The sequence below is a fragment of the Pectobacterium colocasium genome (genome assembly GCF_020181655.1).
Taxonomy (GTDB): Bacteria; Pseudomonadota; Gammaproteobacteria; order Enterobacterales; family Enterobacteriaceae; genus Pectobacterium; species Pectobacterium colocasium.
This window is the reverse complement of the sequence record NZ_CP084032.1, coordinates 1467251-1493124: the sequence shown is the minus strand read 5'-3', so window position 1 is coordinate 1493124 and position 25874 is coordinate 1467251. Positions and strand designations below refer to the sequence as shown.

22 protein-coding genes, 2 tRNA genes, 3 other RNA genes and 1 CRISPR repeat array are annotated in these 25874 nt (G+C 51.5%); of the genes, 6 read left to right on the top strand and 21 right to left on the bottom strand.

Translation table 11 applies throughout. The features are described 5' to 3' along the window. Positions 1-10: 10 nt before the first annotated feature. The 4 genes from LCF41_RS06630 (at position 11) to gpmA (ending at position 6793) form a co-directional block, all read left to right on the top strand. Positions 11-1270, top strand: coding sequence for a TolC family protein (locus LCF41_RS06630; protein WP_225087376.1), 1260 nt, complete (start codon positions 11-13; stop codon positions 1268-1270). After that, positions 1267-2769 (top strand): efflux RND transporter periplasmic adaptor subunit, encoded by a 1503-nt coding sequence (locus LCF41_RS06625; RefSeq protein ID WP_225087375.1) that lies wholly within the window; start codon positions 1267-1269, stop codon positions 2767-2769. The genes LCF41_RS06630 and LCF41_RS06625 overlap by 4 nt, the downstream gene beginning before the upstream one ends. Next, positions 2766-5903 (top strand): efflux RND transporter permease subunit, encoded by a 3138-nt coding sequence (locus LCF41_RS06620; RefSeq protein WP_225087374.1) that lies wholly within the window; start codon positions 2766-2768, stop codon positions 5901-5903. The genes LCF41_RS06625 and LCF41_RS06620 overlap by 4 nt, the downstream gene beginning before the upstream one ends. Before the next feature lie 137 nt (positions 5904-6040). Next, positions 6041-6793 (top strand): 2,3-diphosphoglycerate-dependent phosphoglycerate mutase, encoded by a 753-nt coding sequence (gene gpmA / locus LCF41_RS06615; protein WP_015839535.1) that lies wholly within the window; start codon positions 6041-6043, stop codon positions 6791-6793. Between the two features lie 328 nt (positions 6794-7121). Beyond that, positions 7122-7943: a CRISPR direct-repeat array (repeat unit 28 nt; unit sequence GGTTTATCCCCGCGTGTGCGGGGAACAC). Between the two features lie 399 nt (positions 7944-8342). Here the strand turns inward: gpmA and aroG are convergent. After that, positions 8343-9398 (bottom strand): 3-deoxy-7-phosphoheptulonate synthase AroG, encoded by a 1056-nt coding sequence (gene aroG / locus LCF41_RS06610; protein ID WP_225087373.1) that lies wholly within the window; start codon positions 9396-9398, stop codon positions 8343-8345. Between the two features lie 294 nt (positions 9399-9692). On the opposite strand from aroG, the gene zitB reads away from it, so the two are divergent. Next, the gene (gene zitB, locus LCF41_RS06605) at positions 9693-10658 is read left to right on the top strand and encodes a CDF family zinc transporter ZitB (protein WP_225087372.1); all 966 of its coding nucleotides are present in this window, start codon (positions 9693-9695) and stop codon (positions 10656-10658) included. A 7-nt stretch (positions 10659-10665) separates the two neighbouring features. On the opposite strand, the gene pnuC is transcribed toward zitB, so the two are convergent. Together pnuC and nadA are read right to left on the bottom strand one after the other, a co-directional pair. After that, positions 10666-11391 (bottom strand): nicotinamide riboside transporter PnuC, encoded by a 726-nt coding sequence (gene pnuC, locus LCF41_RS06600; RefSeq protein WP_225087371.1) that lies wholly within the window; start codon positions 11389-11391, stop codon positions 10666-10668. A 183-nt stretch (positions 11392-11574) separates the two neighbouring features. Then, a complete protein-coding gene (gene nadA, locus LCF41_RS06595) occupies positions 11575-12636 on the bottom strand; it encodes a quinolinate synthase NadA (protein ID WP_225087370.1) in 1062 nt (353 codons plus the stop codon). Between the two features lie 216 nt (positions 12637-12852). Between nadA and LCF41_RS06590 the strand changes: the two genes are divergently transcribed. Next, positions 12853-13251: a YjaA family stress response protein gene (locus tag LCF41_RS06590; protein ID WP_225087369.1), complete on the top strand. Its 399-nt coding sequence runs from the start codon at positions 12853-12855 to the stop codon at positions 13249-13251. Between the two features lie 13 nt (positions 13252-13264). Here the strand turns inward: LCF41_RS06590 and LCF41_RS06585 are convergent, their stop codons facing one another. The 18 genes from LCF41_RS06585 to LCF41_RS06500 all read right to left on the bottom strand — a co-directional run bounded on the left by LCF41_RS06585 (position 13265) and on the right by LCF41_RS06500 (position 25839). Beyond that, the gene (locus tag LCF41_RS06585; protein ID WP_225087368.1) at positions 13265-13987 is read right to left on the bottom strand and encodes a DUF554 domain-containing protein; all 723 of its coding nucleotides are present in this window, start codon (positions 13985-13987) and stop codon (positions 13265-13267) included. Positions 13988-14270: 283 nt separating this feature from the next. Next, positions 14271-14404, bottom strand: a non-coding RNA gene (locus LCF41_RS06580) — RtT sRNA. 52 nt (positions 14405-14456) lie between these two features. Next, positions 14457-14592: non-coding RNA, RtT sRNA (locus LCF41_RS06575), on the bottom strand. A 45-nt stretch (positions 14593-14637) separates the two neighbouring features. Further along, positions 14638-14713: transfer RNA gene (locus LCF41_RS06570), tRNA-Lys, on the bottom strand. Between the two features lie 49 nt (positions 14714-14762). After that, a non-coding RNA gene (locus LCF41_RS06565) (RtT sRNA) lies at positions 14763-14891 on the bottom strand. Positions 14892-14906: 15 nt separating this feature from the next. Then, positions 14907-14982, bottom strand: a tRNA-Lys gene (locus LCF41_RS06560). Between the two features lie 175 nt (positions 14983-15157). Beyond that, a complete protein-coding gene (cpoB, locus tag LCF41_RS06555; protein WP_180742392.1) occupies positions 15158-15934 on the bottom strand; it encodes a cell division protein CpoB in 777 nt (258 codons plus the stop codon). 9 nt (positions 15935-15943) lie between these two features. Beyond that, complete coding sequence (gene pal / locus LCF41_RS06550) at positions 15944-16453, bottom strand: peptidoglycan-associated lipoprotein Pal (RefSeq protein ID WP_010299226.1); 510 nt, start codon at positions 16451-16453, stop codon at positions 15944-15946. A 40-nt stretch (positions 16454-16493) separates the two neighbouring features. Next, positions 16494-17786, bottom strand: coding sequence for a Tol-Pal system beta propeller repeat protein TolB (gene tolB, locus LCF41_RS06545; protein ID WP_225087367.1), 1293 nt, complete (start codon positions 17784-17786; stop codon positions 16494-16496). Positions 17787-17924: 138 nt separating this feature from the next. After that, positions 17925-19100 (bottom strand): cell envelope integrity protein TolA, encoded by a 1176-nt coding sequence (gene tolA, locus LCF41_RS06540; RefSeq protein ID WP_225087366.1) that lies wholly within the window; start codon positions 19098-19100, stop codon positions 17925-17927. A 64-nt stretch (positions 19101-19164) separates the two neighbouring features. Then, a complete protein-coding gene (gene tolR, locus LCF41_RS06535; protein WP_010285025.1) occupies positions 19165-19590 on the bottom strand; it encodes a colicin uptake protein TolR in 426 nt (141 codons plus the stop codon). 12 nt (positions 19591-19602) lie between these two features. After that, on the bottom strand, positions 19603-20289 hold the full coding sequence (gene tolQ, locus LCF41_RS06530) for a Tol-Pal system protein TolQ (protein WP_225087365.1): 687 nt from the start codon (positions 20287-20289) through the stop codon (positions 19603-19605). Next, the gene (gene ybgC, locus LCF41_RS06525) at positions 20286-20690 is read right to left on the bottom strand and encodes a tol-pal system-associated acyl-CoA thioesterase (RefSeq protein WP_039348462.1); all 405 of its coding nucleotides are present in this window, start codon (positions 20688-20690) and stop codon (positions 20286-20288) included. Before ybgC ends, tolQ begins: the two co-directional genes overlap by 4 nt. Positions 20691-20823: 133 nt before the next feature. Next, positions 20824-21117, bottom strand: a complete 294-nt coding sequence (ybgE, locus tag LCF41_RS06520; protein WP_225087364.1) for a cyd operon protein YbgE — start codon at positions 21115-21117, stop codon at positions 20824-20826. After that, entirely contained in the window at positions 21114-21230 is a 117-nt protein-coding gene (gene cydX, locus LCF41_RS06515) for a cytochrome bd-I oxidase subunit CydX (protein WP_015839522.1), read from the bottom strand. The genes ybgE and cydX overlap by 4 nt, the downstream gene beginning before the upstream one ends. Before the next feature lie 16 nt (positions 21231-21246). Further along, the gene (cydB, locus tag LCF41_RS06510; protein ID WP_225087363.1) at positions 21247-22386 is read right to left on the bottom strand and encodes a cytochrome d ubiquinol oxidase subunit II; all 1140 of its coding nucleotides are present in this window, start codon (positions 22384-22386) and stop codon (positions 21247-21249) included. Between the two features lie 13 nt (positions 22387-22399). Continuing rightward, a complete protein-coding gene (gene cydA, locus LCF41_RS06505; protein ID WP_225087362.1) occupies positions 22400-23968 on the bottom strand; it encodes a cytochrome ubiquinol oxidase subunit I in 1569 nt (522 codons plus the stop codon). Between the two features lie 710 nt (positions 23969-24678). Beyond that, the gene (locus tag LCF41_RS06500; RefSeq protein ID WP_225088113.1) at positions 24679-25839 is read right to left on the bottom strand and encodes a YfaP family protein; all 1161 of its coding nucleotides are present in this window, start codon (positions 25837-25839) and stop codon (positions 24679-24681) included. Between the last annotated feature and the right edge of the window lie 35 nt (positions 25840-25874).

The window sequence follows — 25874 nt, the reverse complement described above, 5'->3', positions numbered from 1 at the left end:
GGAGCACATCATGAACTTATCCAAACACGATGCCGCGCGCGCGTGTCTGGCGATGTTGCTGTGGCTGCCTGCCGCCGTATTTGCGGCAGATCTGAGTCTTGAACAGGCCTTACAGGCGGCGGAACGTTATTCCGCCGATCTGTCCGCCAATCAACACCAGATTAATGCACTACAGAACATGGCCGACTCCGCCACGCAACTCCCCGATCCCAAATTAAAATTTGGCGTCGAGAATTTGCCATTAGGCGGTAACAACGGTAGCCGACTCACGCGTGAAGGCATGACGATGCAACGTATCGGCGTCATGCAAACCTACGTCAGCAGCCGTAAGCGTGATAGTAAGGCACAGGCTATTCGGGTCGAAGCCGACGCACTGCAAAGTAATAGCGAAAGTATCCGTGCTCGCCTGCAACGGGAAACGGCACAGGCGTGGCTGGATTTGGCACTCTCGCAAAAAGCATTGGCCGACGTCGTTGCACTGGTCAACGAAAGCCAACGGCAGATCGCGTCACAAAAAGCGAATGTGGCGGCTGGCGGTGAAACCAGTAGCGTGCTGGATGCTCGTCTGACACTAGCAACCATGCAGGACAAGCTGGCCGACGCGGAACGAGATACTCAGATCGCGCACGTTCGACTCGTGCAGTTGACCGGCATGACGGCCATTAACGTGCACGGCGAACTGCCCCGTTTTGAACGACTGCCAGCGTCACCAGAAGTGTTGAGCAGCGCCATTCACCAGCACCCGGAAATGCAACAGGCACGGCGTGAAGCCGAACTGGCACAGGCTCGCTCCGCGCAGTCAGCCGTTGCTGCCATCCCTAATGTCGATGTTGAAGTCTATTACGCGAAACGTGGTGACGATTACGACGACATGGCGGGCATGATGGTGACGGTTGATTTGCCGCTGTTCACCTCCAAACGTCAGGACAAGGACTACGCCGCAGACGTCTCGCGCAGTATGGAGGCACGCGACAAAGTCTTACTCACCGAACGAGAACATCAGGCGCAGCTCGATACGCTGATTGCCCAATATCTCGCCGCACAGTCACGCTGGCAGCGTCAGAGTAACGACGTTCTCCCGCTACAACAGCAGCGCATCAAGCTGATTCAGGCTCAGTATCAATCCGGCAGCAGTAATCTCGCTGCCGTACTGGATGCCCGCCGAGCGCTGCTTGAAAGCCGGATCGCGGTTCAGGATACCGCCCGGGAGATGGCACAATATTGGGCTGCCATCCGCTATCTGACACCACAAGGAAGCCCTGCGCGATGAACAAAAACGTAACGAGAAAATCACTCATGTTTAGTCTGGTGACACTGGCTGTGATCAGTGCGGGCGGCGTGGGCTATCTGGTGGGTCAACAGCAAACATCGCACGCCCCCGTGGAAATTGAGACAGAACGTACCGCCCTCTACTGGTACGACCCAATGGTGCCGGATAAACGTTTCGACAAGCCGGGAAAATCCCCCTTTATGGATATGGAACTGGTGCCCCGCTACGCCGATGAAGTACAGGATGATGGCGGTATCACCGTCAGCGCCCGCCAGCAGCAAAACCTCGGCGTCCGCACCGCCCGCGCGGAAATTCGCGAACTTGCCGACCGTAGCACGGGTTACGGCACCGTCGCGATCAACGAGCGCGGATTGCACACGCTCGTCGCGCCCAGCGGTGGCATTGTCGAAAAACTTACGGTTAATGCGCTGCAACAGCAGGTGAAGAAAGGCGAAACGTTGGCCACATTGTGGAACCCAACCTGGGCAGCGGCGCAGCGCGAATATTTGGCAGTGCGGCAGTTGGGCGACGATATCCTTAGCCAATCGGCCCGACAGCGGCTGTCGCTGCTCTTCATGCCGGAAACGGTGATTCGTCAGGTCGAGCGTAGCGGCAAGCCGCAGGATAGGATCGCCATTACTGCACCGGAAGATGGCTACGTGAACAAGCTCGAAGTACGGCAAGGCATGCAGTTAAGCCCTGCTCAGTCGTTATTTGAGCTTGCCAGCCTGAATCCAGTTTGGGTCGATGTCGATTATCCCGAGTCACAGGCGGCGCAGCTCACGATTGGCAGCGACATCAGCGCCGCCAGCACTGCCTGGCCGGGCAAAACCTTCCACGGCAAAATCAGCGAGCTGCTGCCCGTGCTGGATAGCACCACGCGCACGTTAAAAGCGCGTGTTGTACTCGACAACCCACAGCAGCAGCTAAAACCCGGCATGTACCTCACCGTACAGCTTTCTCACGCTCAGGCACAGCCGCGTCTGGCGATCCCACAGGAAGCACTATTGGTCAGTGGTAGCCAGAATCGGGTCTTGCTGAGCGACGGGAACGGCCATTTTACCCCGCGTAACGTCACTGTGGGTGCGTCGCTAGGCGACTGGGTCGAAATCATCGAGGGCTTAAAGGCGGGCGACAGCGTAGTCACCTCTGGCCAGTTCCTGATTGATTCCGAAGCCAGCCTGCGCAGCGCCTTACCGCAATTTGATGCAGAGACATCAGAAAACCCAGCAACGCCAGCTACCTCGGCTGGCTATCAAACACAGGGCGTCATCAGGGCAATCAACGGCAATCAGGTTACCATTGAGCACGAAGCCGTTCCGGCGCTCAACTGGTCACCAATGACGATGGACTTCACTCTGCCACCATCAGGGCTGCCTCAGGGCGTAGGGCTCGGCAGCACCGTGCGTTTCCAGTTCAGCATGGACGACAGCGGGATACACGTTCTGCATTTTTCCGCTACTGACGATCCGCATGCCGGACACGGAGGCCATCCATGATTGCCTACGTAATTCGCTGGTCGCTCAACAATCGCCTGCTGGTTTTGCTGGCGGCGCTATTCATGGCGGCGTGGGGGCTGCTTTCCCTGCAAAAAACGCCGCTGGATGCTCTTCCCGATCTGTCTGACGTGCAGGTCATCATTCGCGTCAGCTATCCGGGGAAAGCGCCACAGGTGGTGGAAAATCAGGTGACCTATCCGCTCACCACCACCATGCTTTCCGTGCCGGGCGCCAAGACAGTCCGGGGCTTTTCCATGTTCGGCGATGCCTACGTCTACGTGCTGTTTGAGGACGGAACCGATCCTTACTGGGCGCGCTCCCGCGTGCTGGAGTACCTCAGTCAGGTGCAATCCAGCCTGCCCGCCGAGGCCAAAACCTCGCTGGGGCCGGATGCCACTGGCGTAGGCTGGATCTACGAATACGCGCTGGTCGATCGCAGCGGCAAATACAGCCTGGCCGACCTGCGCGGGTTTCAGGATTGGCTGCTGAAATATGAGCTGAAAACGGTTCCTGATGTGGCAGAAGTCGCCAGTGTGGGCGGTATGGTCAAGCAGTATCAGATCATCGTCGCTCCAGAACGGATGCGGACGCAGGGCATCACCCACCAGCAGATCGTGAGTGCCGTGCAGGCAGCCAATCAGGAAAATGGCGGCTCCGTGCTTGAGCTGGGTGAAGCGGAGTATATGGTACGCACCACTGGCTATCTGAAAACCGCGCAAGACTTTAACCACGTGGTGATTACCACCCGCAACGGCATTCCTGTGCTGTTACAGGACGTGGCTACGCTCAGAGAAGGGCCGGAGATGCGACGCGGCATCGCCGAACTGAATGGCGAAGGTGAAGTGGCGGGCGGCATTATCGTCCTGCGCTATGGTAAAAATGCGCTGAATACGCTGCATGCCGTCAAGGCACGGTTACAGGAGATACAAAAAAGCCTGCCAGCGGGCGTTGAGATCGTCCCAACCTACGATCGCTCGCAGTTGATAGAACACGCTATCGACACGCTCAGCTTTAAGCTGTTGGAAGAGTTTGCAGTTGTCGCCGTCATCTGCGCCCTGTTTTTGTTCCACTTCCGCTCGGCGCTGGTGGCGATTATCAGCCTGCCGCTGGGGATACTGGGGGCGTTTATCATCATGCGCTATCAGGGCGTGAACGCGAATATCATGTCACTAGGCGGAATCGCGATTGCTATCGGTGCCATGGTGGATGCCGCGATTGTGATGATAGAAAATATGCATAAAGTCATTGAGCAGTGGCGGCATGAAAACCCGGGCAAGCAGCCGCAAAATAACGAGTGGTGGCAGTTAGCGGAACGGGCGGCGGTGGAAGTCGGTCCCGCGCTGTTTTGCAGCCTGCTGATCATTACGCTGTCGTTTGTACCGGTGTTCTCACTGGAGGCGCAAGAAGGCCGCATGTTTTCACCGCTGGCTTTTACCAAAACCTATGCCATGGCCGTTGCCGCCGGATTAGGGATTACGCTGGTTCCGGTATTAATGGGGTATTTCGTGCGCGGTAAGATACCGGACGAGCAGGCAAATCCGATTAACCGTTGGCTTATCGCCCTGTATCACCCGGTGCTGCAAAAAGTGCTGAGCTATCCAAAGATCACGCTGCTGGTCTCCGGCCTGCTGTTGCTGCTCACGCTCTTTCCGCTCAGCCGTCTGGGAAGCGAATTTATGCCGCCGCTGGATGAAGGCGCTCTGCTGTATATGCCTTCTACCCTGCCCGGCATCTCCGCGCGTGAAGCGGGTCGCCTGCTGCAACAAACGGATCGGTTGATTAAAACCGTACCCGAAGTTGAATCGGTTTTCGGTAAAGCAGGTCGGGCCGAAACGGCAACCGACCCCGCTCCGCTCACCATGCTGGAAAGTACGATTCGGCTGAAACCGCGCAACCAGTGGCGTGAAGGCATGACCATGGACAAGCTGGTGGCCGAGTTGGATCGCACCGTCAGCCTGCCGGGCATCGCCAACGTGTGGGTGCCACCGATTCGCAACCGACTGGACATGCTGGCTACCGGCATCAAAAGCCCGGTGGGCATCAAGGTCAACGGCAATAATCTGGCAGATATTGAGCGTACAGCCGAGCAAATCGAGCAGGTGGTAAAACAGGTGCCGGGCGTGACCTCTGCGCTGGCGGAGCGGTTAGCAGGCGGGCGCTATATCGATATTGATATCGACCGCCCACGCGCCGCGCGCTACGGCGTGTCTGTTGAGGAGCTTCAGTCGGTGGTCGCAACGCTCATCGGCGGGCAGAATATCGGCGAAACCATTGAAGGTCGTCAGCGTTACCCCATCAATATCCGCTATCCGCGTGAATTACGTGATTCACTGCAAAAATTGCGCGACCTGCCCATTGTGACGGCAAACGGCAGCAGAGTGACGCTGGCAGAACTGGCTGATATTCGCGTCAGTGAAGGGCCACCCATGCTGAAAAGCGAGAACAGTCGTCTGTCGGACTGGATTTATGTCGATCTGCGCGGCCGTGACCTGAAATCCGCCGTTGAAGATATGCAGCAGGCCGTCGCCCAGCAGGTCACGCTGCCGGAAGGGGTGTCGCTGAGCTGGTCCGGTCAGTTTGAGTATCTGGAACGCGCGACGGAAAAAATGAAAGTCGTTGTTCCCTTTACGCTGCTGATCATTTTTGTGCTGTTGTATGTCACCTTCAACCGCATCAAAGATGCGTTGCTGATTATGGCAACGCTGCCCTTCGCGTTGATTGGTGGCGTCTGGCTGCTCTATATCCTTGGCTATAATCTTTCTGTAGCCGGTGCCGTAGGCTTTATTGCACTGGCGGGTGTCTCGGCGGAATTTGGCGTCATCATGCTGCTCTACCTCAATCATGCGGTGGAAAAACACTGCGTGGCCGGTCAGGCTCTGTCGCGCCAGCAGTTAATGGATGCTATCCACGAAGGGGCTGTTCTGCGGGTACGGCCAAAAATGATGACCGTAGCAACGATTATGGCAGGCCTGCTGCCCATTATGTGGGGCGGAGGCAGCGGTTCCGAAATCATGCAGCGGATCGCCGCGCCGATGATAGGCGGCATGGTAAGCGCGCCTCTGCTGTCAATGCTGGTGATCCCTGCGGTTTATCTGTTATTGCACAAGGGGGAAACCGGTTTGCTGAAACGGTAAAGCCAGAGCGTGATTTTACGCAAATAACCTGCGGATAAATCACGCTTGCCATCGACTATCGATTGCCGATAACCGTTCTCCGCCCCTATAATGAAATCAGTTATCACAGAAATCTTAGGATAGGAAGGAGTTTAGCTATGGCTGTAACTAAGCTGGTACTGGTAAGACACGGTGAGAGCCAGTGGAACAATGAAAACCGCTTCACAGGCTGGTACGATGTCGATCTGTCCGACAAAGGCCGTTCAGAAGCCAAAGCCGCAGGTCAGCTGCTGAAAGACGAAGGTTTTGCCTTTGATTTCGCGTATACCTCCGTGCTGAAACGTGCCATTCACACACTGTGGAACGTACTGGACGAGCTGGATCAAGCCTGGTTGCCAGTGGAAAAATCCTGGAAACTGAATGAGCGCCACTACGGTGCGCTGCAGGGTCTGAACAAAGCCGAAACCGCTGAAAAATACGGTGACGAGCAGGTTAAACAATGGCGCCGTGGTTTTGCGATTACGCCACCAGAGTTGACGCGTGATGACGAACGTTTCCCAGGCCACGATCCACGTTATGCATCTCTGAGCGACAAAGAGCTGCCACTGACTGAAAGCCTGGCGCTGACCATCGAACGTGTTGTGCCTTACTGGAATGAAACCATCCTGCCACGCATTAAGAGCGGCGAGCGCGTCATCATCGCGGCTCACGGTAACTCACTGCGTGCACTGGTGAAATACCTGGACAACATGGGCGAAGACGAAATTCTGGAACTGAATATCCCAACTGGCGTGCCGTTGGTATATGAGTTCGACGAGAACTTCAAACCAATTAAACGTTACTACCTGGGCAACGCAGACGAAATCGCTGCAAAAGCTGCCGCAGTAGCGAATCAGGGTAAAGCGAAGTAATTTAGCCCCGAATGAGAAAAGCCCGGTCATTACTGGAACTCTTCAGTAATGACCGGGTAAAAAAGACAGACATAGCGTTATACCATATACTTTCGACAGAATACCCTTCTCGACGCGAACACAGCTTTAACGTGTAACGTATCGCTCACCTTAGCCCGTATCGAACAATACCTTCCCGAAACTGTACCGATAAAAAACAAGATAAAACGCATCAGCCACCTGCAGAGTAAATACCTTTCTGCACCGCAGATATATCCACTATTTTTCATACTATTACAGCATTACTGACCCGCACCGTTGATGGTATGTAATTCCTGTTAGCTGGAGTGGTTTATCCCCGCGTGTGCGGGGAACACCCCTGAAACGAGATTTCGAGCGTTGGCTGAACCGGTTTATCCCCGCGTGTGCGGGGAACACAAACACCTACAGAAAATTAAAAAGCTGTTGAACGGCTTATCCCCGCGTGTGCGGGGAACACAGCGTATTTAACGGAATAGCCGCTTACGTCTGCGGTTTATCCCCGCGTGTGCGGGGAACACAACAGGTGATTGTTCAAATCATTGAGTGTGTTCGGTTTATCCCCGCGTGTGCGGGGAACACGCCAGACTCTCCAGAACGGAATGGAACGAAGTCCGGTTTATCCCCGCGTGTGCGGGGAACACCGCAGTTTCCGGTAATCCATCACCGTTTTCATCGGTTTATCCCCGCGTGTGCGGGGAACACCCTGCATGTCCGGCAGATCATCGATGTTGGGGAGGTTTATCCCCGCGTGTGCGGGGAACACCGCATAACCTCATCGCCAATCTGTTCTAGGTACGGTTTATCCCCGCGTGTGCGGGGAACACACGCTGCGTGGCAAACAACGGAATCCCGAAAACGGTTTATCCCCGCGTGTGCGGGGAACACCGGATCATTTCTTTTACGAGCCGTTCAAATTCCGGTTTATCCCCGCGTGTGCGGGGAACACCCTACGGCGAATTTATTGATGATGTGGTTAATCGGTTTATCCCCGCGTGTGCGGGGAACACGCCGATATTTGTACGAAACGTCGCAGGGTTGGAGGTTTATCCCCGCGTGTGCGGGGAACACTTTTCTATCCTCCATCACCAACTCACCAGTTTCGGTTTATCCCCGCGTGTGCGGGGAACACTCTAAATATAGAGATTTGTTTTATAACATTTTTTCCAGAATAAAGAATCCTACCGATTTTTCCACACCGGTACATATCTATAACTCATTGATTATCAATAGATAAAAAAAGACAAACCGCGTTCCGCTCTATTCTACCAAATTACGATAATTTTCTTTTAGAATTCAATAGGCTAACACGGTGAAAGCACGCGGTGTGCTTCTATATCTGACAGGTGTTGAGAATATCCTGAGACACTCCCACTGGTTTTAAAACGAATAACGCTGGACGTTGTTGTTACCAATCTGGTCAGAACCTAACAAATAAAGTAGGGTTCTAATTTATTGCGCCAGATTTGTGAGAATTCCTCAATGCCTGTACCGGATTTTTATGGCGAGCTTCCTGCTCGCCATTCAAGTGTTATTTACTGCGGCGTTCGCGTACGGCAGACGCTAACTGACGCAGCAGGGATTCCGTATCTTCCCAGCCAATACACGCATCGGTCACGCTGCGGCCATAAACCAGCGGTTCACCACTTTCCAGACTCTGGTTACCTTCAACCAGATGGCTTTCCACCATCACGCCCATAATCGCTTTGTCGCCCTGAGCGATCTGCCCACTGACGTCAGTACAGACATCCATCTGCTTTTTAAACTGCTTGCTGCTGTTAGCATGGCTGAAATCGATCATGACCTGCGGTGTCAGACCCGCTTTTTCCAGACCAATTTTTACGTCTTTCACGTGCTCAGCGCTGTAGTTTGGCGTTTTTCCGCCGCGCAAAATGATGTGGCAATCGTTGTTACCGCTGGTGTTCACGATAGCCGAATGACCCCATTTGGTCACAGACAAGAAGCAGTGCGGTGCGCTGGCGGCGTTAATCGCGTCAATCGCAACCTTGATGGTACCGTCGGTGCCATTTTTAAAACCAACAGGACATGACAGGCCAGAGGCCAGTTCACGGTGTACCTGAGATTCTGTTGTACGAGCCCCGATTGCGCCCCAGCTCATCAAATCCGCCAGGTATTGCGGGGTGATCATATCCAGGAATTCACCCGCAGCCGGCAAACCGGTATCGTTAATTTCCAGCAACAGCTGGCGCGCAATGCGCAATCCGTCATTGATCTGGAAGCTGTTGTCCATGTGCGGATCGTTGATTAGCCCTTTCCAGCCAATTGTGGTGCGAGGTTTTTCAAAATAAACCCGCATCACGACTTCCAGATCGGCGCTCAGCTCATCACGCAGCGTTAGCAGACGCGCAGCGTACTCTTTTGCCGCTTTTGTGTCGTGAATCGAGCAAGGACCAATCACCACCAGCAGGCGATCGTCATTGCCGTTAAGAATTTTATGGATGGCAGTACGTGCGAACGATACCGTTTCCGCTGCCTTCTCCGTGGCTGGAAACTTTTCTAACAAAGCAACCGGCGGCAAAAGTTCATTAATCTCTTTAATTCTTAAATCATCATTTTGGTAATTCATAAATAAATCCATCGGTTCCGAAACGGTATGTTAACCCATCCAATACGCGCCATCCCGCCCGTGCAGGTAGCCTGAGAAACGGGATGTTTCATATTGAAGATTGATTATTATATGTCAAGCTGGTGTTATCAGGACGCTGAAATCAACGGGATTTACGCGATCAAATGCTCTCAGATGCCCTATCCGTCCTATTTTCACCAGAAAATACCTCAATCGACAGTTCGGTGAAACGCAGGATAGGTTTTCTCTACGGGTTTCAGTAAAGTGGAATAAAACCGCAACTCAGGGTGATCTATGGCACATAACCACAGCCACACGGAATCAGGTAACAGTAAACGTCTGCTGGCCGCATTTATCATTACCGCCACGTTTATGGTGGCAGAAGTCATTGGTGGCCTGCTATCCGGCTCCCTCGCTCTGCTTGCGGATGCAGGTCATATGCTGACAGACGCCGCCGCGCTGTTTGTCGCACTTGTCGCCGTGCGTTTCGCACAACGTAAACCCAATGCGCGCCATACCTTCGGCTATTTACGGCTCACGACCCTCGCCGCGTTTGTAAACGCGCTAACGCTAATACTGATTACCGCGTTCATCTTCTGGGAAGCTATCCAACGTTTCTATGAGCCTCAGCCTGTTGCAGGCATCCCCATGTTGCTTGTCGCCGTTGCCGGATTGCTGGCAAACATCGTGGCGTTTTGGCTGTTACACCACGGCAACGAAGGGAAAAACATTAACGTCCGTGCGGCAGCCCTGCACGTGTTGGGCGATCTGCTCGGTTCTGTCGGCGCGATTGTCGCAGCCGTTATTATCCTTTATACCAACTGGACGCCTATCGATCCGATTCTCTCTGTTTTGGTGTCATGTCTGGTGCTGCGCAGTGCCTGGGCGTTATTGAAAGAGAGCATTCACGAACTGTTGGAAGGCACTCCCACCCAACTTAGCGTTGAGGTTTTGCAGAAAGATCTGACGCTGAATATTCCCGAAGTCAGAAATATCCATCATGTTCATTTATGGCAGGTTGGCGAAAAACCGATGATGACGCTGCATGCGCAGGTGGTTCCCCCGCACGATCACGATGCGTTATTAAGACGTATTCAGGAATATTTACTGAAAAACTACCAGATTGGACATGCGACGGTGCAGATGGAATATCAACGCTGTGATGATGACCACTGCGATTTCCACCATCAGGAAAGCCATCATTCGGCTATTCATAATGGTGAAAATCATGAGGTAGAGGGTCACCACCACAAGCATTAAAGTTGGATTACGCGCCTTGTGAAACCGTACTGACGCGGTTTTCCTGTGCGCTCTTAATCCATAGCCAGGAACCATTCAGGGCGATCAGCGTCAGGATCGCGTACTCCACCGCCATCGCGTAGACGCCCTGATAAGCAAAAATCACCACGCTTATCACATCAATCACTACCCACAGCAGCCAGTTTTCGACGTATTTACGCGTCATCAGGATCATCGCTACGATCGATAGTACCATCATGGTGGAATCCCAGAATGGGAACGCATCCGGCTGAAGGTTCGGCATCTGCACAGACAACCCTAGCCCCTGCATCCCGGAAACAGCAATGCGCGTCAGCACAGCGAATACCGCATCAATGTAGAACGTCATCAAGCCAATCGCGACAATACAGGCCACCGACCAGCCAATCAGCTTCTGCATCGGCAGCCAGCGGATGCGTAGCTCCACTTCCTGCGAATCCGTCTTGCGCGTCCAGGCATACCAACCATAAATATTGGCGGCAAAGAAGAAGATTTGCAGCAACAGGCTGGCGTAAAGCTGAATCTGAAAAAAGATCACGGCAAACAGCGTGACGTTAATCAACCCAAACAGATAGTTGATGGTTTTTTCCTGACTCGCGAACCAAATACACAACAGGCCAAACAACGTACCAATCGCCTCAATCCAGGAAAGATCGTATCCCCCTTCCCCCAAAGGAATATGAATTAAAATATTACTGGTACTAAAAAAATCCATCTCACCACCCTGTCTCAATTATTGTAAGAAATGTCTATGCCCGTCATACTTCAAGCTGCTTGTGTGTTGGCTGCCCTTACTCACCCCAGTCACTTACCTGTGTAAGCTCCTGGGGATTCGCTCGGTTGCCGCCTTCACGCAACTCGAATTATTTAAGGCATATCAAGAGGCTCTGATTCGCCGTCAGGCATTTCCTTTCACACGCAATTTTAGTGAAGCCGCAAAATCCAGCATGCGATTCAGAGGGATTAATGCGCCTTCTCGCAGGGCGGCATCAACATGAATCTCATGGGCATTGCCGCCTTGTTCCAGGCCGTTAGCAATCGCTTCCAGCCCATTCATCGCCATCCACGGGCAGTGGGCGCAGCTGCGGCAGGTTGCCCCTTCACCCGCTGTCGGCGCTTCCAGCAACGTTTTCTCCGGGCAAGCCTGCTGCATCTTGTAGAAAATGCCGCGGTCAGTCGCCACAATCAGTTCGCGCTGCGGTAGCGTTTTCGCCGCCTGAATCAGCTGGCTGGTCGACCCAACGGCGTCAGCCATCTCTACCACGCTCTGCGGCGATTCTGGATGAACCAAAATGGCCGCATTCGGGTACAGAACCTTCATGCGCTTCAGCGCCTGCGTTTTAAATTCGTCATGCACAATGCACGCGCCCTGCCAACACAGTACATCCGCCCCTGTCTGCTTTTGGACATAGCTTCCCAAGTGACGATCCGGCGCCCAGATAATTTTTTCTCCTAGGCTATCCAGATGCTCGATCAACTCTACTGCGATACTGGACGTGACCACCCAATCGGCACGCGCTTTTACCGCCGCAGAGGTATTGGCATAAACGACGACTGTTCGATCTGGGTGTGCATCGCAAAAACGGCTGAACTCCTCGACGGGACAGCCGAGATCGAGCGAGCATTCGGCTTCCAACGTAGGCATCAGAATTGTCTTTTCTGGATTGAGTATCTTGGCAGTTTCCCCCATGAAGCGGACACCTGCCACCAGCAGCGTCGATGCCGAATGGGTGCTACCGAATCGCGCCATTTCCAGCGAGTCCGCCACGCAACCGCCGGTTTCTTCTGCCAACGCCTGAATTTCAGGATCGGTATAGTAGTGCGCGACCATGACGGCGTTTCTTTCCCGCAGCAGTGTTTTTATCCTGCTACGATAGTGCTGTTTCGCCTCAGCCGATAATGGCTTCGGCTTCGGCGGAAACGGATAAATGGTCTCATTGCTATCAAAAAGGGTGCTCATTATGAATTTCCACGATGACAACTCGGGTTGTAACACCGGATACTGATTCATCATCAGCATCAGCGTTTTTTATCCTAAACAAAATACCGAAAAGCATGCCTAAAGTCGCGGTGTTTTTTCCAAAAAACCGGTCATTTTGTTTAATATGCTTAAAACTCCGATGTGAAATGCGTGAGTGGTATGACTTATAGAAAAAGAGACAAGGAGATAAATGGCATGGCCAGCCTCTATATCAGAATATATCGCGATACCCTGACCGTCAGAAATGTGGACACGCAACAAGAAGCGACGGAGAAACCAGAAACACCTTTTACCACCACACGCTTGCTGCTTGGGCAGATGATTCCGGCGATGAAGCTATTGGATCGACTCACGCGCAAGGTGGCAGCCAAACGGCTGATTGGCCTGTTTTCCTCGCACAATGTCATCATTCATGCCATGGAGATGAATGAAGGCGGGCACAGCCAGGTCGAATTTGCCAGCTACATCGAGCTAGCCAAGAGCATTAGCCCGCAGGGGAAGCATATTTATGTCTGTAGTAAGAATGTGCCGCTTACCGACCAGGAAGTCATACAAATTTTTAGCGGCGACATGCCCTCGATCGTCAGCCGCTAATCAGACATGACTTTTAGGCGAAGAGGCGATGCCAGTAGAGAGAGACAGGAATAACCAGCACCAAAGCAGGCAGGAAGTTAACCACCGCAAATGATTTGATCTGCGCGATCCTCAGCCCTACCGCAATCATGATAATACCGCCACAGGCAGAAAAATCCCCCATCGTGATGTCGGTCATAAAGGGCATAATTAATTTGGCGGAGAAAAACAACAGCGTCTGGACAATCATCTGCGGTATCGCAATCGACATCACAGCAATGCCAAGCGTGATGGAAAAAATCAGCGCGGTGAAAATATCCAAAGCAGATTTGATGATCAGCAGTTGATAATCACCGGTTAGTCCTTCCGTCAACGCACCGACCACGCCCGTTCCGCTGGCACAAAACAGGACGATTAACGCGGTAAAGTTCTGGGTGTAGACATCCTGCGGTAAGCGGTGCCCTTGCCCTTGTGCAGGCAGAACGCGGTTTAGCCCTCTCTGAATCATCGTGCCAGCCCATTGTACGCCAGACTCCATGCGGAGCAGCTCGCCTAACGCAACACCAATCACGATAGCCAGCGCCACCGCAGGCAGTTGCTGGACTTTAACGACCAGCGTGATACCCATTGCAATCGACACCATCGCAAACGCTGGCGGAAGGCCATCCTGCAAACGTTGGGGGATAAAGCGACGCAAAGTAATACCTAAGCCACTACCAATCAAGATAGCAGCACCATTAATCAACGGACCAATCATATATCTTCCTAAACAGGGCTACAGGCGCGTCCCTGTGACAGTGACTCCATTCCCGCTCGATAGGATGAGAAAACAGTTCCTGACGGGCTATATAGCCTAAATCATCCGAGTTGCGGGCAAACAGCGCAGCGCTGCCTCTGTAGCTTATGACGGAAATGAACAACGCTGCCGTCTATCGCCCATCAAGAGGGGTAAAATTCTAATATACCGCAAAGCCTTAATGAGTAGGGAATGGTGATGATTTTAACGTGAATTTATTTGAGGAAGGATTCTACTACTGAAATGGTGGGTCGTGCAGGATGACTCGGCCTCTGGCCTCACCCCTTCGGGGCCAACGCTGACGCGTTGCTGTCTCGCTTCGCTCGGCTCGAACCTGCCCTGCAATCAATTGATTAAAAGTCACGATATACATTATGTGGATGAAGAGAGAAGCAATGATTGTGTAATGAGGAATTAAACTACTAAGAGATGGTGGGTCGTGCAGGATGACTCGGCCTCTGGCCTCGCCCCTTCGGGGTCAACGCTCACGCGTTGCTGTCTCGCTTCGCTCGGCTCGAACCTGCGACCAATTGATTAAAAGTCATGATATACATTATGTGGATGAAGAGAGAAGCAATAATTGTGTAATGAGGAATTAAACTACTAAGAGATGGTGGGTCGTGCAGGATTCGAACCTGCGACCAATTGATTAAAAGTCAACTGCTCTACCGACTGAGCTAACGACCCGCAATGCGGAACTGCTTGATGCTTATTAACTTAACACTGTTCTTGAAATTGGTGGGTCGTGCAGGATTACTCGTCCTACGGACTCGCCCTTCGAGCCAACGCCTTCGCGTTGTTCAAAATCGATACTGCCGATTTTGTCGAACCTTTCGGTTCTCATCCTTCACGATTCAAAATCAATTATCACACTTGAAATTGGTGGGTCGTGCAGGATTCGAACCTGCGACCAATTGATTAAAAGTCAACTGCTCTACCGACTGAGCTAACGACCCAATTTCATGCTGCTTTAGCGTTTCACTGTTTGCCTTGGCAACGGCGGCACATATTACTGATTTAAATTTTCAGCGCAACCTATTTTCTTAAAAAACTGTTTGATTGCTTACTCTTAAGACGTTTAGGCACAAAAATCGCTCATGCTGCGCAATTTTCGTGCCAATTAATACGGTATTACGATCCCGCTAAACGCTTTTGCGCCTGCTTTGCACTTTCTGTATTGGGGTACATTTTTACAACTTGCTGGTAAACGGCCTTGGCTTTGTCAGCCTGACCTTTTTCCTGCATGATCACCCCAACCTTCAGCAATGCCTCGGAGCTTTTTGGTGATTTGGGATAATTTTTAACAACGTTGGCGAAATAGTACGCCGCATCGTCCTTTTTCCCCTTGTTGTAATTCAACTGACCGAGCCAATAGTTCGCATTAGGCTGATAGGTTGAATCAGGGTACTTCTTGACGAATGCCTGAAATGCGCTAATCGCCTGATCGTACTGTTTTTTCTCCAGCACAAGCGCGACTGCGGCATTGTAATCCGTATTCGCATCCCCCGTACTGGCCGGTGCCGCCGTGTTGGCTGCACCGGTATCAGTACCCGCAGCAGCGGCAGGTGTGCCGTCTGTCGTCGGTGTAGAAGAGGATTGCGAACTTAATCCATCAATCTGCTGATAGATTTGCTTCTGCCGTTCAACAACCTGATTCAACTGATACTGACTTTCCTGAATCTGCCCACGGAGACTGTCAATATCACGCTGATTATCAGAGATCTGCTGCTGAAGTTGGGTTAAAAGCTGACTGTGAGCGTTAGAAATACGCTCCAATTGAGTGACACGGTCTTCGACCGAGCCTGAGCCGACATTACTGATTGGCGCTTGGGCAGTAGCGGCCCAAGGGACCGCTACGCCAACCAGTAACGACAGACCCAACAGGTGACGTCTGAAGTTACTGCTCATGCGATTCTCTTAATATACCAGAACGGCACGACGGTTTTTGGCATACGCCGCTTCGTCATGACCGAGAACAGCTGGTTTCTCTTTACCGTAAGAAACGATAGAGATCTGATCGGAAGAAACGCCTTTACCCTGCAGGTACATTTGTACCGCGTTGGCACGACGCTCACCCAGAGCGATGTTGTATTCTGGCGTACCGCGTTCATCCGCGTGACCTTCGATAGTCACTTTGTAAGACGGGTTGCTACGCAGGAATGCAGCGTGTGCGTCCAGCATCTGAGCGAATTCAGAGCTCACATCGTACTTGTCCAGACCGAAGTAAACGATGTTGTTGCGCTGTAATTCTTGCATCTGCAAACGCGCTTGCTCAGAAGAAGACATGTTGCCGCCATCCATCATGCCGTTGTTGCCAGCACCCATGGAAGATTGGTCATTGTCCGCGTTCTTGTTGGAGCTACAAGCGGCCACTGCCAGTACCGGCAGAGCCAACATCAGGCCTTTCAGCACTTTATTGAATTGCATTTCTTATGTCCTTTGACGAGTTTATTGTACATATCTGTACTTATAGATACGGCGACCAGGCAGGGAATTTAACCTGTCCATCAGTAGCCGGAAGACGCGCTTTGAAACGCCCATCTGTCGAAACCAGTTGTAGCACTGACCCCAGTCCTTGTTTGGAGCTGTAGATCACCATCGTGCCATTCGGTGCGATACTTGGCGTTTCGTCCAGGAACGTGTCCGTTAATACTTGTACGGCACCCGTTACCAGATCCAGTTTGGAAATATGCTGAGCTCCACCATTAGAGCCAACCGTTACCAAAAACTTCCCGTCGGCGCTCACATCAGCATCCTGATTCTGGGAACCTTCCCAGGTCAAACGCTGCGGTGCTCCGCCGTTAACATTGACTTTATAAACCTGAGGACGGCCAGCCTGATCTGAAGTATAGGCCAAGGTCTGGCTGTCAGGGAACCACGTTGGCTCCGTATTATTGCTACGGCCATCCGTCACCTGGCTGATTTGACCCGATCCCAGATTCATGACATACAGGTTCAGGCTACCGCTCTTGGAGAGCGCGAATGCCAGTTTGCTGCCATCAGGAGAGAAAGAAGGCGCGCCGTTGTGACGTGGGAAAGAAGCAACCTGACGGATCGCACCATTTGCCAGCGTCTGGATAACCAGCGCAGAACGACCACTTTCAAATGTTACATAAGCGAGTTTGCTACCGTCTGCCGACCAGGCTGGAGACATCAGCGGCTGTGGTGAACGGTGTACGACAAATTGGTTGTAACCATCATAGTCCGCAACACGCAGTTCATAAGGGAACTGACCGCCGTTGGTCTGAACAACGTAAGCGATACGGGTACGGAATGCACCTTTGATACCGCTCAGTTTTTCAAACACTTCATCGCTGGCCGTGTGTGCAGCATAGCGCAGCCATTGCTTAGTGACTTTGAACTGATTCTGAGCCAGAACGTTACCTGGGTTACCTGAGGTATCGACGAGCTGGTAAGAAACCAGATAGCTGCCATCGGCACTCGGTTGAACCTGACCAACCACAACCGCATCAATACCCAGCGCCGTCCATGCAGCAGGCGTGACCTCAGATGCCGTCGCAGGCTGCTGTGGCATGCGGTTTGCGTCGATCGGGTTGAATTTGCCGCTGTTGCGTAAATCAGCACCCACAATGCCGCCTACGTCTTCAGGCGCAGCGCCAGGCCCCGCCCATTTGAACGGAACCACACCGATAGGACGCGCAGAGTCTACCCCTTGGGTAATCTCTATGCGTACTTCCGCGTGCAGCGCCGCTGCCCACAGCATTAAAAAGCTTACTGCAACTTTCAGTACTTGCTTCATCTCATCTCCCTTATCCAGACTCGAAGTCTACGATAAATTAGCAGAATTTTAACAAAAACAAACCAATGTCAACAAAACAACATAACCTGGTTTATTTACCATCGTAATAATCTTAAATCTATTGGGTAAACAGCCCGGTTACTGCGGTTTAAAGTCTATCGGCGCGTTTTTGAAAGCCTCATAAACCTCTGTGCTCGGTGGCTTCGGTATTCTGGCCTGTTTGGCAGCCGCAATAGCCGCCTGGCACAATGCCGGATCGCCGTCTTCAGCAGTGACATCAATCAGTAAGCCATCTGGTGCCAGTTTAATCCGTAATGTACAGGTGCGTCCTTTATAGAGCTGCCAATCATAAAACTTACTCTGAATGGCTGAACGCACCTGACCACCATAGCTATCCAGCGCTGCACCTGATGCACCGCTCTTCTTATTGTTGCCTGTGCCCGCAGGCGCCCCGCCGCCAGACTTCGGCGCATTTTTCGATGAAGCCAGGCCGCCCAGCAAGTCGTCAACGGCGCTTTCCTGCTTAGCCGCTTCTGCTGCTGCTTTCTTTTTCTCATCAGCCGCTTTCTTAGCTGCAGCGGCTGCTTCTGCTTTTTTCGCTGCTTCAGCATCAGCTTTTTGCTTAGCCGCCTCGGCTGCTGCTTTTTGTTTAGCTTGTTCAGCCTCTGCGGCTGCCTTGGCTGCTTCGGCTTTCGCGGTTTCTGCTGCCTTCTGCTTAGCCGCTTCCGCAGCTTTTTCCTTGGCTTCTTCTTCCGCCTGCTTCTTAGCAGCAGCGGCCGCGGCAGCCTGTTTCTTCGCTTCGTCTTCCGCTTTCTTCTTAGCGTCTGCCGCCGCTTTCGCCTGTTGTTCGGCTTCAGCCTTCGCTTTGGCTGCCGCCGCTTCGGCTTGTTTCTGCTGTTCTTTTGCCTGCTGAGCCGCAGCTTCAGCCTGGTTACGCTGTTCTGCTTGTTCCTGAGCCTGCTTTTTCGCCTCTTCCTGCGCTTGCAGACGCTCTTTTTCCAGCTCTTTCAGCCGCTGCTGTTCAGCCGCTTGCTTCTGTTGAAGCTCTTCGGCCTGCCGTTCAGCCTGCTTTTGACGCTGCTGCTCAGAACGTTTTGCATCAGTCTGCTGCTGCTGTTGGCGGTTATATTGCTCCACCACTGCGCTCGGATCGACCATGACGGCATCAATTGACGAGCCTCCGCCGCCCCCGCTGGCATCCATCGTTTGTGTCGACGAACTCCAGAGCAGCAAAGCAATCAGTATGATGTGCAAAACAGCCGAGATAATAACGGCGCGTTTCAGCTTATCGTTTTGTTCGTTTGCCTTTAGCACAAGCGATTCCCAAAAACAGTGTTGCCAGAAATAGGCTTAACGATCATTACCGTGATGCGCTCATTTAAATCGGTTGTGTCATCAAACCAACGGATTTCACGCCAGCCTGATGCAATAAATTCAACGCTTTAATGATCTCATCATAAGGAACATCCTTCGCGCCACCAATCAAAAAGACGGTCTTGGGATTGGTTGACAACCGTGATTGCGCTTCAGCAACCACTTGTTCTGCTGGAAGTTGTTCCATACGGTTTTGTTCAACAACCAGACTATATTGTCCTATGCCTGAAACCTCTACGATCACGGGCGGATTATCATTGCTGGAGACCGTTTTTGAGTCGGTCGCGTCCGGCAGATCCACCTCAACGCTCTGCGTAATAATGGGGGCTGTCGCCATAAAAATCAGCAACAGCACCAACAGCACGTCCAGTAACGGAACAATGTTGATCTCGGATTTCAGTTCACGACGACCTCTGCGTACTCGTGCCATGATCCCCCCTGATTACTTGCTGTTGTCGCTGGAGAACGCCTGACGGTGCAGGATAGCGATGAACTCTTCCATAAAGTTGTCGTAGTTCTGCTCCAGTTTGCTCACCCGCAGGTTAAGGCGGTTATACGCCATGACCGCAGGAATTGCCGCAAATAGGCCGATTGCCGTGGCAATCAACGCTTCGGCAATACCAGGGGCAACCATCTGTAAGGTTGCCTGCTTCACGGCGCCCAGCGCGATGAAGGCATGCATAATCCCCCAAACGGTACCGAACAGACCAATATACGGACTGATAGAACCAACAGTGCCTAGGAAAGGAATGTGCGTTTCCAGCGTTTCCAATTCACGATTCATTGAAATACGCATTGCACGTGACGCCCCTTCCACCACCGCTTCCGGCGCATGGCTGTTAGCACGATGCAGCCGTGCAAATTCTTTGAAACCTGAATGGAAGATTTGTTCAGTGCCCGTCAGGCTATCCCGACGGCCTTGGCTTTCCTGATAGAGGCGCGACAGTTCAATGCCCGACCAAAATTTGTCCTCGAACGCCTCAGCCTCACGCGTCGCCGAATTCAGAATGCGGGTACGTTGAATAATGATCGCCCAGGAAGCGATAGAAAAACAGATTAAAATCAGCATGATTAGTTTGACCAGAAGGCTTGCCTTCAGGAACAAATCAAAAACGTTCATGTCAGTCACTGCTTGAACTCCGCGACAATAGACTTAGGAAGCGCAATTGGCTTCATTTGATGTGGATCGATGCATGCGATCAAAACTTCAGCATGGCTTAGCAGGGTGCCATGAGCATTGAGAATACGCTGTGCAAAAGTTAGCGAAGCACCACGTAGTGAGATAATCTCACTTTGCACTTCCAGCATGTCGTCGAGGCGCGCAGGAGCAAGATACTCCACCGTCATCCGACGAACAGCAAACGCGACATGCTCACTTAGCAAGGCTTGCTGGTGAAAGTTGCGCTCACGCAACGCCTCAGTTCTTGCCCTTTCATAAAAGGCAACATAGCGTGCATGGTAGACAACGCCACCTGCATCAGTGTCTTCAAAGTAGACTCGAACTGGCCAGCGAAACAACGAATTACTCACTCTACATCCCGGTAATGCATTAAACCTCGCTACTATACGCAAGAGAAATGAGGTTTGGAATGGATTGTGACAGCGGAAAGAAAATAATTATGGGCTGCAAGCAACCCATAACTAAATGGAATAGGAGACTATTTTAACCGAAGAAATAGTACAATCCTGCGCACAGGATCACAAAGGCAGGAAATGGTGCGAAAAACGCACGCCAGAGCAGGCGATGCGGACGAAAACCAACGCCGTGAACAACGCCAGCACAAACGGCCCAAATCAGTAGTAGCCCCTGCCAAACCGCGAGTTCACTGGTTCGCGCCGCAAAGCGCGTCGGATCCCAGAATACACAGCCCGCCAGCAGCAACGCCATGATAAGGGAAAGAGCCCTTATCGGGCTCTTATCCATCAGGCGATAGAGTTTATCGACCAGATCATTCATTGCTTATCTTCTTCAGCCGCTTTGCTTGCCTCACTCTGCTCAAGCGCCAGGGCCGTAATAATCCCTAGTGAGCAAGCAAGAAGCGTTCCGAGTATCCAGGCAAAATACCACATAAATTAAGCTCCTTACTTAGTACATAGAGTGAGTGTTTTGCTCAATCTGCTCTTTGGTAATGCGACCGAACATCTTGTAGTAACACCATGCGGTATAAGACAGCACGATAGGAACAAAAATAATCGCAACCACCGTCATGACTTTCAGGGTAAGCAGGCTCGACGTCGCATCCCACATTGTCAGACTCGCGTTAGGCACGGTGACTGACGGCATGATGAACGGGAACATGGCAACCCCAGCAGTCAGAATCACACAGGCGATAGTCAGAGAAGAAAACAGGAATGCCCATGCCCCTTTCTCTGCGCGCGCCATCACTGTAGTCAGCACGGGCAATACGACGCCCAGAGCAGGAATTGCCCACAGTACAGGGTAATTATTGAAGTTGATCAACCAGGCTCCCGCCTGATGAGCGACTTCTTTATGCAACGGATTAGATTCAGCCGCAGTGTTAATCGCAGACGTCACCACATAACCATCAATACCGTAAACGACCCACACACCAGCCAGAGCAAACGTTACCATCATCACCAGCGCAGAGATCTGCGCAGCAGATTTGGAACGCACGTGCAGATCGCCCGTGGTCCGCATCATCAGGTAAGTCGCGCCCTGAGTCAGGATCATGGTCAGGCTAACCACGCCAGCCAATAAACCAAACGGATTCAGCAGTTGGAAGAAGTTTCCGGTGTAGTACAGACGCAGATATTCATCGACATGGAACGGCACACCTTGTAACAGGTTGCCAAACGCCACACCGATCACCACCGGCGGAACAAAGCTACCGATGAAAATGCCCCAGTCCCACATGCCACGCCACCGCGGATCCTCGATTTTCGAGCGATAATCGAAGCCGACAGGACGGAAGAACAGTGATGCCAACACCAGAATCATCGCCACGTAAAAGCCGGAGAACGCGGCAGCGTAGACCATCGGCCAGGCAGCAAACAGCGCACCACCGGCGGTGATTAGCCACACCTGATTACCGTCCCAGTGCGGTGCAATACTGTTAATCATGACACGACGTTCGGTATCGCCACGTCCCATCAGACGCACCAGAATGCCCACGCCCATGTCAAAACCATCAGTGATAGCGAAGCCAATCAGCAAAATACCGATCAACAGCCACCAGATAAAACGCAAGACTTCATATTCAAACATAGTGGACTCCTGTTTACCGTGCTTCCTGCGCAGCTGCTATAGGTTGTTCAAAGTGGTAGCGCCCCGTTCTCAGGCTACTTGGGCCCAGGCGTGCGTATTTGAACATCAGATACATTTCTGCAACCAGGAATAGCGTATACAGACCACAAATCAGCGCCATAGAGAACAGAATATCCCCTGCTGTCAGTGATGACGTGGCGACAGCCGTTGGCAGAATTTCACCGATGGCCCAAGGTTGACGGCCGTATTCAGCCACAAACCAGCCTGCTTCAACAGCAATCCACGGCAACGGAATACCGTACAACGCAGCACGGTGCAGCCATTTTTTCTGACCAATTTTGCCACGCAGAACCGTCCAGAAAGACAGGCCGATAATCAACAGCATCAGTACGCCACATGCAACCATGATACGGAAAGAGAAATACAGCGGTGCAACGCGTGGAATAGAATCTTTGGTCGCCTGCTGGATTTGCGCTTCAGTCGCATCAGAGACTTTCGGCGTATAGCGTTTCAGCAGCATGCCATAACCCAGATCCTGCTTAGACTGGTTGAACGCTTCTTTTACTGCCGGATCGGTATTGCCTGCGCGTAGTTCTTCCAACAGCTGATAGGCTTTCATACCGTTACGGATACGCACTTCGTGCATTTCCATCAGCTCTTTCAGACCAGTAACTTGCTTGTCCGTTGAACGGGTAGCGATCAGTCCCAGAACATAAGGAATCTTGATGGCATAGTTGTTTTCCATCGTATCCTGGTTTGGAATACCGATCAGGGTGAAGGATGCCGGAGCGGGCTGAGTTTCCCATTCGGCTTCAATCGCTGCCAGTTTGGTTTTCTGCACATCGCCCATTTCATAACCGGATTCATCACCCAGCACGATAACAGACAGTACCGCAGCCAAACCAAAACTTGCTGCAATAGCGAATGAACGCTTGGCAAACGCAACATCGCGGCCTTTCAGCAGATAGTAAGAACTGATACCCAGGATGAACATCGCGCCCGTACAGTAACCCGCGGCCACCGTGTGAACGAATTTCACCTGAGCAACCGGGTTCAGCACCAGATCGGCGAAGCTCACCATTTCCATACGCATGGTTTCGAAATTGAAATCCGATGCGATGGGGTTCTGCATCCAGCCATTGGCAACCAGAATCCACAGTGCGGAGAAGTTAGAGCCCAGCGCGACCAACCAGGTAACGGCCATATGCTGCACTTTTCCTAAACGGTCCCAGCCGAAGAAGAACAAGCCAACAAAGGTCGATTCCAGGAAGAATGCCATCAGGCCTTCAATCGCCAACGGCGCGCCGAAAATATCCCCGACGTAGTGAGAGAAATATGACCAGTTGGTTCCGAATTGAAACTCCATGGTCAATCCGGTAGCGACCCCCAGAGCGAAGTTAATAGCGAATAACTTGCCCCAGAATTTGGTCATATCTTTATAGATTTGTTTGCCGGACAGCACATATACCGTTTCCATAATCGCCAGCAAAAACGCCATCCCCAGCGTTAATGGTACGAATAGAAAATGGTACATTGCAGTTAAGGCAAACTGTAAACGTGACAGTTCGACTACATCAAACATTTTGACTCCTTGCTCCTCGCAGGAAGGGATTAGCTTGCAAACGCTGACAAGCCGCCAAACATCCGGCCATTACACCCAAAAGAACACAACAAGAATTGCTTTAACACAGGCTGTAACAAACGCTATAAATACCGTTCACCAGGGCAGTCACACCCCGACAGCAAGCTCAAGATAAATCACAAGTATTACAAGTAGCGTACCCCATAGGGAGGTAGCCGTATATTACGCCTGTAATCCCCTACAATAAATAGGTTTTTACGTGACCCAGACTAGGTTTTTGGCTTCAAATCAACTTACCGACTAAATAGCATGAACGGCGATAATTGACCTCGCGCAATTTAAGCCTATTTCAGAAATTATATCCAGAGGCGTTTTTTGATCTAAAACAATTTAACGCTTTTCTCGTGATTGGTGAGTTGCATTAATTTCTTTATTGCACTTATTGTTAATGCAATGTGATTTTTAGGTTTAATTAAAATTAATTCGGCAATATAATTTTTACTTCCCGTTATCGATTATTCACATGCATTTCTTATCTTTTATTTTATGTCAGATTTTTATTTTTTATTGCTGACATCCACAGGGCATTTTCGTGGTGAACGCCCTTACCATCAGCGTCCGCCCGTTTGTAACGCACCATACCAAAACGGAGGCCAAAAGGGCCTCCGCTGTGGTTACAGATTAGGTGATGTACAGCAAGCTGCTATCGTTTACCTCTTCGCTTTCATGCGTTCGATCGCCTTATCGTAAACGGTGTTACTTTTCTGGCTTTTCGCTAGTTCATAATGCTGAAGGGCATCGCTGAACTGACCCGCATTCTCGTAGATTTTTGCAATGTTGTAGTACGAGCTGGCACGCGTGGTCGCCGCATTGTTACCACTTGCCAGCGCAATCGCTTTACGGTTGGCCCAGATAGCTTCGGCAATATTGCCCCGTTTTTGATAAGCCAGACCCAGATTACTGTATGCCTGACCAAATGCGCTGTCCTGCTCGATCGCAGCCAGGAACAGCGTCGTGGCCTGTTCTAACTCACCGCGCCCATAGGCCGCTTCACCGTCACGGTTAAGGCTTTTTGCTAACTCGGCATTCGCAGGGGCGGAAACACCCGCCAGAAGTGCAGCTTGCGCGGGGTTTAACGCCATTGGCAGTGCATCAACATCCTCCTTCACTTTTGTGAAATCAGCCTCACCAACGGCATTAATATCTTCAAAATCACCATTCGGATTAAGACGGAAAACCGTCCAGATATTCCCTGTCTTACTCAACGGGACGGAATACGACCGTACCTGTGAACTTCCGACATAGACAAATACTTTTGCACGACTTGCGGAGAGCGCTAATGAATTAGCCTTCTCACCATTCGAATAATCATGAACGGCATAAATATAACTTTCGCCTAAATGTTTTTTATCAATCGTGATAGTTTCTGGGCCGAAACTATCAGTGTCGTCGACATCAAGATTAGCATCGCGTCCATTTTTATGGCTGAAATAAATATGGTTGCCTGGATAAATAAGGTGGGAATCTAAATCGTCAGGTTTTTCACCCCAGGTTAATACAATTCGCATTCCATCCAGATTTTTCATTACTGGACTAATAGCATAAGTCATTCCATCGCACGGGCATTTAACCACCAGATCGGAATACCCTTCTTTTTTTATAAGAAGTAAGCTGTCCTGATCCACCTCGAATGGTGCGTTAAGCGCTGCACGGCCTGCGGCATCAGAGCGAGCAGTCACTGACTGCGCACCGTTCTTCTGTAGAATCACCGAAGCGTCATCAATCTTTTTATCTTTAACTGTCGCACTCAGCACTTCAATATTAATAGACTGTGCACTGGCCACGCAGGTAAATGCAGATAATGTCAGCATCAACGCTTTTATATTTATTTTCACACGATATCCCC

Excerpts from the sequence above, each read along its gene's own strand:
- LCF41_RS06630 (WP_225087376.1), top strand. The coding sequence starts at position 11 with ATGAACTTATCCAAACACGATGCCGCGCGCGCGTGTCTGGCGATGTTG.
- LCF41_RS06625 (WP_225087375.1), top strand. The coding sequence starts at position 1,267 with ATGAACAAAAACGTAACGAGAAAATCACTCATGTTTAGTCTGGTGACA.
- LCF41_RS06620 (WP_225087374.1), top strand. The coding sequence starts at position 2,766 with ATGATTGCCTACGTAATTCGCTGGTCGCTCAACAATCGCCTGCTGGTT.
- gpmA (WP_015839535.1), top strand. The coding sequence starts at position 6,041 with ATGGCTGTAACTAAGCTGGTACTGGTAAGACACGGTGAGAGCCAGTGG.
- aroG (WP_225087373.1), bottom strand. The coding sequence starts at position 9,398 with ATGAATTACCAAAATGATGATTTAAGAATTAAAGAGATTAATGAACTT.
- zitB (WP_225087372.1), top strand. The coding sequence starts at position 9,693 with ATGGCACATAACCACAGCCACACGGAATCAGGTAACAGTAAACGTCTG.
- pnuC (WP_225087371.1), bottom strand. The coding sequence starts at position 11,391 with ATGGATTTTTTTAGTACCAGTAATATTTTAATTCATATTCCTTTGGGG.
- nadA (WP_225087370.1), bottom strand. The coding sequence starts at position 12,636 with ATGAGCACCCTTTTTGATAGCAATGAGACCATTTATCCGTTTCCGCCG.
- LCF41_RS06590 (WP_225087369.1), top strand. The coding sequence starts at position 12,853 with ATGGCCAGCCTCTATATCAGAATATATCGCGATACCCTGACCGTCAGA.
- LCF41_RS06585 (WP_225087368.1), bottom strand. The coding sequence starts at position 13,987 with ATGATTGGTCCGTTGATTAATGGTGCTGCTATCTTGATTGGTAGTGGC.
- cpoB (WP_180742392.1), bottom strand. The coding sequence starts at position 15,934 with ATGAGCAGTAACTTCAGACGTCACCTGTTGGGTCTGTCGTTACTGGTT.
- pal (WP_010299226.1), bottom strand. The coding sequence starts at position 16,453 with ATGCAATTCAATAAAGTGCTGAAAGGCCTGATGTTGGCTCTGCCGGTA.
- tolB (WP_225087367.1), bottom strand. The coding sequence starts at position 17,786 with ATGAAGCAAGTACTGAAAGTTGCAGTAAGCTTTTTAATGCTGTGGGCA.
- tolR (WP_010285025.1), bottom strand. The coding sequence starts at position 19,590 with ATGGCACGAGTACGCAGAGGTCGTCGTGAACTGAAATCCGAGATCAAC.
- ybgE (WP_225087364.1), bottom strand. The coding sequence starts at position 21,117 with ATGAATGATCTGGTCGATAAACTCTATCGCCTGATGGATAAGAGCCCG.
- cydX (WP_015839522.1), bottom strand. The coding sequence starts at position 21,230 with ATGTGGTATTTTGCCTGGATACTCGGAACGCTTCTTGCTTGCTCACTA.
- cydB (WP_225087363.1), bottom strand. The coding sequence starts at position 22,386 with ATGTTTGAATATGAAGTCTTGCGTTTTATCTGGTGGCTGTTGATCGGT.
- cydA (WP_225087362.1), bottom strand. The coding sequence starts at position 23,968 with ATGTTTGATGTAGTCGAACTGTCACGTTTACAGTTTGCCTTAACTGCA.
- LCF41_RS06500 (WP_225088113.1), bottom strand. The coding sequence starts at position 25,839 with ATGCTGACATTATCTGCATTTACCTGCGTGGCCAGTGCACAGTCTATT.